Consider the following 6380-nt stretch of genomic DNA (forward strand, 5'->3'; position numbering starts at 1 on the left):
GTTGGATCAGCGCCAGTAAATCCGCCAGCGAGCTTTGTTGATACGAAACTGAACGGGTGCCGTCTCCCTGCGTGTAAGAAAAAGACACGCCCCGGCTTCCCGTCGCCAGATCGATATAAGCCTGTTGGGCTTTCGCTAGCGCATCTTGCAGTTGCTCACGCGTCATTGCACCCGCTAATAAACTCGTGTTTCTGTTAAACATAAATATCCTTGAGATAGCTGAGGGTTAAGAGGGCAAAAGTTGAGACATACGCTTACGCTTCGGCTTTTCCGGTTCCTGAATAATAACGCCGGGATATTGTAAGTTGATTTTTTCTTCCGGTTCGACGGGTGGGGGCAACAGTCGCCGACCAGGATCTGTTGCAATAATTGTTACCAGCTTATTCAGTTTTAGCCCTATATGAAATAAACCACACAGCGCAGCATACGCATATACCCGACAATCAAGCGCCTCGTTAGCCCGGCCAGATGGCAGTTCCCAGACACTGTACCGCTGCCCAGCGGACTCTTTCATAACCAGACGCTCCGCAGTCAGTTGGGTGAAATAACCCAAGTCCCGGTCTGTAGAAAAATGCATATACCCCGGCCCCGGCTTTTCGATATGTAATCGAGAACGGACAGAATCTTTTGCAGAGTTAACCCCAATGATTATCGGCCTGAAACTGGATTTTGTGCGCGGTGTGGGTTTTTTTGTGGGCCAAATTGGTGAGCGTCTGCCCATTTGTGCAGATTCACCTTTAATCGCCCACACGCGACGCCCCAGGCGCTCTTTCGCAAATTCATAAACTTTTTGTGTATGACTACCACCAGAATCCATGCACGCCGCCATAATCGTAAAACCACGGCCGTCAGCCCGTCGCCAGATTTGCGTAAGATAGGCATCCAATCTTAACCACGGCTCAGCGGTTTCAAGATCACCTTCTATAACGTCATATGCAATGGACCAGCTTTCTTCGTCCTTGCCCCACCCAACCACTTCAATTTCAAGCCGATCATTTTGCGTATCAATACCGGCTGTCAATACAGCAATATCATCAGGGACTTCTGCACCAAATACCTCTCTTCTTGACAACAACACATCAACAGGCAGCTTTTTGCCATAATTAGGCCTGTGAGGCAGCCCCATCTGGGTATTCCACCACGCTAACTCTTTGTCTGGATCACCTTTAGCTCTAAGATACTTTTCCGCTATATCAGAGGGTTTATCTTTTTGCCACGGACTAAATAACTTAGATGCCTGATATCCTGCGTGTATATTGTCAATTCCTTGCTTGCCGCATTCAGGGCAAATAGCCCGATAAACAGCATGACGCTCTGAACAAGACCATTCCCATACTTGATTGATAGAGTCAGCATCATCTTGATTACGCCATGCTTGTTCATAAGCAGTTAAAGGAGCATGTCGAGAGCCACAACAATCAAACGGTTTAGTTTGATGCCATCGAATGGTTTTTAACGCTCGTAACCGCTCCCCCTCCGACCAGCCAGCGCCACAGCTTTCACAGTGGATCATAGCTGAGCGAGTAATATGTTTATCCCCTTCCTTGGGCCAATGAACATGCTTAAAAAAATCGAGAAATTGCCGGTGTTCGCAATGAGGGCAAGCTACAGAAGCTCTACGCTGGTCAGAATCCTCATAACTGGCGGCAATCCGGCTTTCATCTTCTACAGTGGGCGAGCAGGCCCGAACAGATAACCAGTTTAAACCAAACGTTGCTGTGCGTTCTTCCGCTAATGTTATTGGATCACCTTCTCTAGTGATGGGGTATTTATCAACTTCATCAGCCAGCAATACACGAATTGGGCGGCGAGCCAAGTTATCAGGACTACCCGCACCGGCCAGCGCCAGAAATCCACCAGTAAACGATTTATACAGTAATGTTTCTTTGGAATTTTTTTGCTTATTTCCACCCACCAATTTACGCAAGATGGGTGTTACCCTAACAAGAGGGGTAATACGTTCTTTGGAGAACTGCTCCGCTGCATCTTCCTTGGGTTGTAGCAGTAAAATAGGGCAAGGATCAAGATGAGCAAAATAGCCAAACAGATTCTCCAGTAATGCGGTCTTCATCAACTGAGTGCAACACATTACAGTGATGATATGTACCCCAGATTCAGTAGCCGCTAACATCGGTCCACGAGCAATCTCTACGGTTCCAGTCTCCCAATTCCCTGATGTACTCCCGGCCTCTTTTGCTAGTTTACGATACTGATCGGCCCAATCCGGTACACTAATACGCGGTGGCGGGGTCCAACCCCTGCGCACTGCGCTACAAAGACGGTCATGTTTCGTCTGTGTTAAATTCAGGCTCGCCGAGGCCAGAGATGTGTTTGTGGACATGTTCTATTAACACCTCTGTCATTCTGTCAGCAGGAACATCCAAGTCAGCCGCCATCAAGGGAGCCACCCTAGAAGGCCAGTTCATCCATGCGTCGCGTTGCTCACGAAAAGCAGAAAACAGAACCGCCTCGGCAACGGTCATCTCAACTAACAGCCCGTCCTCCTTTTCGTACTCTAACTTGGTCAATAATGCCAGGTAGTTTTCCTTTACCCGGCTAGCTTCTTCTCGGCTCATTTCGGCACCGGTAGCAATCATGATTTCTTTTACCGTATCTATGGTAGTTTCTTTGCCAATAGACCGATTTTTTTTGATCGCATTCTTCGTTCTTGGGTCTTGGCTATCTCGCAAAGTAGCCAAAGCTTTATCACTTGCCTCAACGTCAATCATATTGCCATCTAAGACAATATATTTTCCTGCCTTGATCCAGCGGCCAACCGTTTTTCTGTCAACCCCTGCGTGCTTTGCATAATCAACTTGAGTCATTGTTGTCATGAGACATTCCTTTGTGATGGGACACAGATTAAATGTCCCACCGTCTTTAATGTCCCATGCAGAAATCGACTCAATGCCAGATATGACAGGAGTTCAATCATTTCAAAGCAAATGACATGGGACACAAAATGAAAACTTATAGCTGGTAAAACATCGGGGCGCACAATGTCCCATGATTTAAGGGGTCTGAGTAAGGACCCAAAAAATCACCAGGGAACATATTGATAGCATCAGTTCTGCGGCACATAGAACTCACCATAATGTTTTTGGCAAAAGCTCTCATATGCAGCGACTGCGTCCTCAATCCTGTCAAACCTGCCGAGGGTATATTTCTTTTTATTCATCTGTGTTCTGGCTTTCCATTTCTGCCGTGACGGCTCCCAGAATACGCCTTTGAATCCGGACTTGTTTTTCTTACCTACTTCGACGTTGCGCTGGTTCTCTTCATTTGTGGCTTCACGTAAATTCGCTATCCTGTTATCGCTTTTGACTCTGTTGATATGATCAATCATATTGACAGGCCACTGGCCATATACATAGAGCCACGCTAACCGATGCGCCCGGTAGTGCTTTCCGTCTATAGCGATTGTGATGTACCCATGACTCTGTGAGCCGGCGACCCTGTCATGCCTGATACCTTTACGGGTATTATCCAGCCATGTAAACACTCCTGTGTCAGGGTTATAGTCGAGCAACTCTTTCAATTTTCTTTGAGTTAACTCCATCATGTCTTTCCCTGCCAGTTTAAGGAACAAAAAAACCTCGCGAGTGCGAGGCCATTAATATGTTTAAATCAATTATCTAGCTGTGACAGGGCTTTAAATGAGAATTAATATCATTTAATATCATTTAATATCTTGATGATGAGTCCCGAATTACTAATTTACCATCAAAACCAGTCACTATTATCTCGTTGTTATTCTCACTTACGATACATCTTATAGCATCCATATATTCTTTTGTTACATCCACACTGACTTTACATTCGATGGATTTACTCAGTCGCTTGTGCAACTCACGCAACATAATTGACGCTAAATTGGTGCTAACATCAAACCCGCTTAGTTCTGATTTTAGTTGATTAATGATATTTTCAACTTCTTCATGAGTGGGCAATGTCACTGTTGCATTCAATTCATACTTCATTACAACCTCACTTTGCTGTTTTAATAGCTTCATCTAGAGCCTGACTGATAGCCTGTGGCATTAATGCATCAGCCATCTTTCTTGCGCGTTCCTGATAACCCAAGATAGGCGCAACAGGCAGAGCATCACCGAACCGGATTAATAGTTTCGGCGGTCTTTGCTTTTTCCTCTCTCTGCGAGTGCCATTTGGAGAGCGCTTTAACCGCTTTTTGCTCTTCTTACCCTTTCTGCCTTTCTTACGTTGCCATACGCCATTGACACTATTATGTTCGCTGGTTGTGACTTCTCCGATAAATACATCGGGCTTGGCTTTCAGTTGCTGGAGTTTGTTGCGGGGTAAGTTGCCATATTTGTTTAATTTAATGTTCTTTGGATTTAATAACGCACTGCTATTAAGCTTGTGGACCCCACCAACTTCAAAGGGTGTGAGATAACTTGCTGCAATATCACGCACGAACACTTTAGCAGTGAGATTATTCTTACGAGCACCAACCGAGCCAACAGATTTAACAGTAAAGGGAGTCGGGTTATCTAACTTACGCTCTATCGCCTTCTTTTCAGCTTGTTCAATCTGCCGGGCAACTTTTGTTAATGCCTGAGCAGTGGCAAACGGGACTTGCTTCTTTATTTGAGTCAGCTTATTAGACAGTTCTTTTAATCCTGCCATCTTATTGACCTTAAGTTACATAGATAACTGCAACTCTGCGCCAATCAATCCAAGTGCGAAAACAGCTTCATCTGGATAATCAGCCAGCATCTTACGTATTACCTTTTCACATGTACTGACATTTTCTTGTTGTTGCTCTGACAATGAGGCAATTAACCCCCTAAACATCAATATTGTTTGTTCATCTTGTGTCATCTCTTTCCCTTAAATAAAAAGGCCGCACTGGGCGACTGTTATCTGATTTTCCACCACGCCCACGCAGCGGATAGACCCCAGCACATTAAGCCGTACAGAAAATTGCCCCACGTACCGTGCAGCATGAACCAGAAACCACCGAGTATCGGAGTTATCCAACAATAGAATTCAAAATCGTTCATATTTTAATTTCCGGTATTACTGCTTCACCATTAACGACTTATCTGATTATATGCCTGCTTTGTTAACCCACTCAGGCGGCGCGGGTTTCTTACTTTCCACAGTCAAGAAAGGAAAGTGAAATGTCTGATGTTATTGATCCTAAAAAGAACCCAGAACAAGCAGCTCAGCAAGTACTTATTGAGTTAATCCGGGCGGGTAAAACTGGTGGTATGCACGGAGCAGGAACAAAAAGCAGTACAGAAGCATTACTGTACGCATACACATCAATTTATAATCACTTCAAAAAGCTCAGTTAATAACTATCTTCATACAATGAAGTAAAAGCTTTGCTAATCGAACAAGCCATTTCTTTGGCTTGTTCTTTGTCTGCGTTATTTTTCTCTATCATTTCCTTTAACGTATTAGCAGCAACTAATTGAATTATTTCTGATAAATCTTCAAATTTCATTTCAAACCCTCTCTAAACCCTTTCCAAATCGAAAACAGTTGGAATTAGAGTTTTATGCTAAAAAGTCAGTATCCATCCGCCGGGCGCCCATAGCTAAATAACTACTATCGAGTACTCTGTCAGTAGAATGCTCTGGATTAGCTATTGACACTGGGTTTTGATGTAGTCCTGCAAGTATTTTGTTTGTTGCTCGTTCTCAATAATCATTCTTCGGAGATCGAAATAATCTTGTTCAGTTGCCGGGTTAAATCGTGGGGCTCCTGCATAGCCCATGCCTGAGGGGGAAGTGGCTTCTCTCTTTGGACAGGTGGCCGCGATGCGCAACCGACGATGACCAGCGGCAACATCAGTACGAAGAGCATCAATTTCAGATTTCGCATGAGCAAGTTCCTTTGTATGCTGATTATCCAGTTCAGACAAGAGTCTTATCCTCTCCTGCTGATTAACGATTTCATTCTGCTGCTCCAGCAACTCACTCTGTAGCTTAACTGTCGTATCAAGCTGTTGGGTATACTTACCGTAATAGTGGTAAGCCAGAAGCGAGACAAGCGCTAGTGCAATAAGCGTGTAGTAGTGAGCGTTGAATTTCATGATAAAAACATCGTTTTCTCAGCTGCTCGCCTGGCATCTAAGCCGGGTAATACACGTCCACCCGCTTTATTCCACTCCATAAACTGAGACGCGGCGCCTTTGTAGTCACCAGCATTGAGTTTCTTAAGCAGCGTAGAACGAACGAAAGCACCGGTGCCGAGATTGAATATGAATGAACACAAAGCATCGAACTGGCCCTGAGTCAGCGGCACTTTGACTGAGTTTTCCAAAGTAATGTAAACCGGGGCCAAATCATCAAGTAAGAATTGTTCGGCCTGCCGTTCTGTGATTGCATCACCTGGCTTTACTCCGTGAG

General features: G+C 44.8%; 11 protein-coding genes. 1 reads left to right on the plus strand and 10 read right to left on the minus strand.

Translation table 11 applies throughout. The features are described from left to right. From gpW to AACQ83_RS23030, 7 genes are all read right to left on the minus strand, one after another. A partial coding sequence (gpW, locus tag AACQ83_RS23000; protein WP_112879836.1) for a gpW family head-tail joining protein occupies positions 1 to 202 on the minus strand: 202 nt, incomplete at its 3' end. A gap of 24 nt (positions 203 to 226) precedes the next feature. Continuing rightward, positions 227 to 2341, minus strand: coding sequence for a phage terminase large subunit family protein (locus AACQ83_RS23005; RefSeq protein ID WP_112879837.1), 2115 nt, complete (start codon positions 2339 to 2341; stop codon positions 227 to 229). Beyond that, positions 2283 to 2834, minus strand: coding sequence for a hypothetical protein (locus AACQ83_RS23010; RefSeq protein ID WP_112879838.1), 552 nt, complete (start codon positions 2832 to 2834; stop codon positions 2283 to 2285). Before AACQ83_RS23010 ends, AACQ83_RS23005 begins: the two co-directional genes overlap by 59 nt. A 230-nt stretch (positions 2835 to 3064) precedes the next feature. Continuing rightward, positions 3065 to 3562, minus strand: a complete 498-nt coding sequence (locus tag AACQ83_RS23015) for an HNH endonuclease (protein WP_112879839.1) — start codon at positions 3560 to 3562, stop codon at positions 3065 to 3067. 121 nt (positions 3563 to 3683) lie between these two features. Next, positions 3684 to 3980: a hypothetical protein gene (locus tag AACQ83_RS23020; RefSeq protein WP_146747950.1), complete on the minus strand. Its 297-nt coding sequence runs from the start codon at positions 3978 to 3980 to the stop codon at positions 3684 to 3686. Positions 3981 to 3987: 7 nt separating this feature from the next. Then, positions 3988 to 4647 carry a hypothetical protein gene (locus tag AACQ83_RS23025; protein ID WP_112886957.1) on the minus strand — a complete coding sequence of 220 codons (660 nt, stop codon included), beginning with the start codon at positions 4645 to 4647 and terminating at the stop codon, positions 3988 to 3990. A 15-nt stretch (positions 4648 to 4662) separates the two neighbouring features. After that, positions 4663 to 4842: a hypothetical protein gene (locus tag AACQ83_RS23030; RefSeq protein WP_112879876.1), complete on the minus strand. Its 180-nt coding sequence runs from the start codon at positions 4840 to 4842 to the stop codon at positions 4663 to 4665. Positions 4843 to 5144: 302 nt separating this feature from the next. On the opposite strand from AACQ83_RS23030, the gene AACQ83_RS23035 reads away from it, so the two are divergent. Further along, positions 5145 to 5321, plus strand: coding sequence for a hypothetical protein (locus AACQ83_RS23035; RefSeq protein ID WP_158537826.1), 177 nt, complete (start codon positions 5145 to 5147; stop codon positions 5319 to 5321). On the opposite strand, the gene AACQ83_RS23040 is transcribed toward AACQ83_RS23035, so the two are convergent. The 3 genes from AACQ83_RS23040 to AACQ83_RS23050 form a co-directional block, all read right to left on the minus strand. After that, the gene (locus AACQ83_RS23040) at positions 5318 to 5473 is read right to left on the minus strand and encodes a hypothetical protein (protein ID WP_158537825.1); all 156 of its coding nucleotides are present in this window, start codon (positions 5471 to 5473) and stop codon (positions 5318 to 5320) included. The genes AACQ83_RS23035 and AACQ83_RS23040 overlap by 4 nt on opposite strands. Positions 5474 to 5614: 141 nt before the next feature. Beyond that, on the minus strand, positions 5615 to 6064 hold the full coding sequence (locus AACQ83_RS23045; protein ID WP_112879891.1) for a lysis protein: 450 nt from the start codon (positions 6062 to 6064) through the stop codon (positions 5615 to 5617). Beyond that, positions 6061 to 6380: lysozyme (locus AACQ83_RS23050; RefSeq protein WP_146747954.1), on the minus strand; the 320-nt coding region annotated here is incomplete at its 5' end. The genes AACQ83_RS23045 and AACQ83_RS23050, both read right to left, overlap by 4 nt.

The sequence above is a fragment of the Photorhabdus sp. S10-54 genome, assembly GCF_963878145.1.
Lineage (GTDB): Bacteria > Pseudomonadota > Gammaproteobacteria > Enterobacterales > Enterobacteriaceae > Photorhabdus > Photorhabdus kayaii.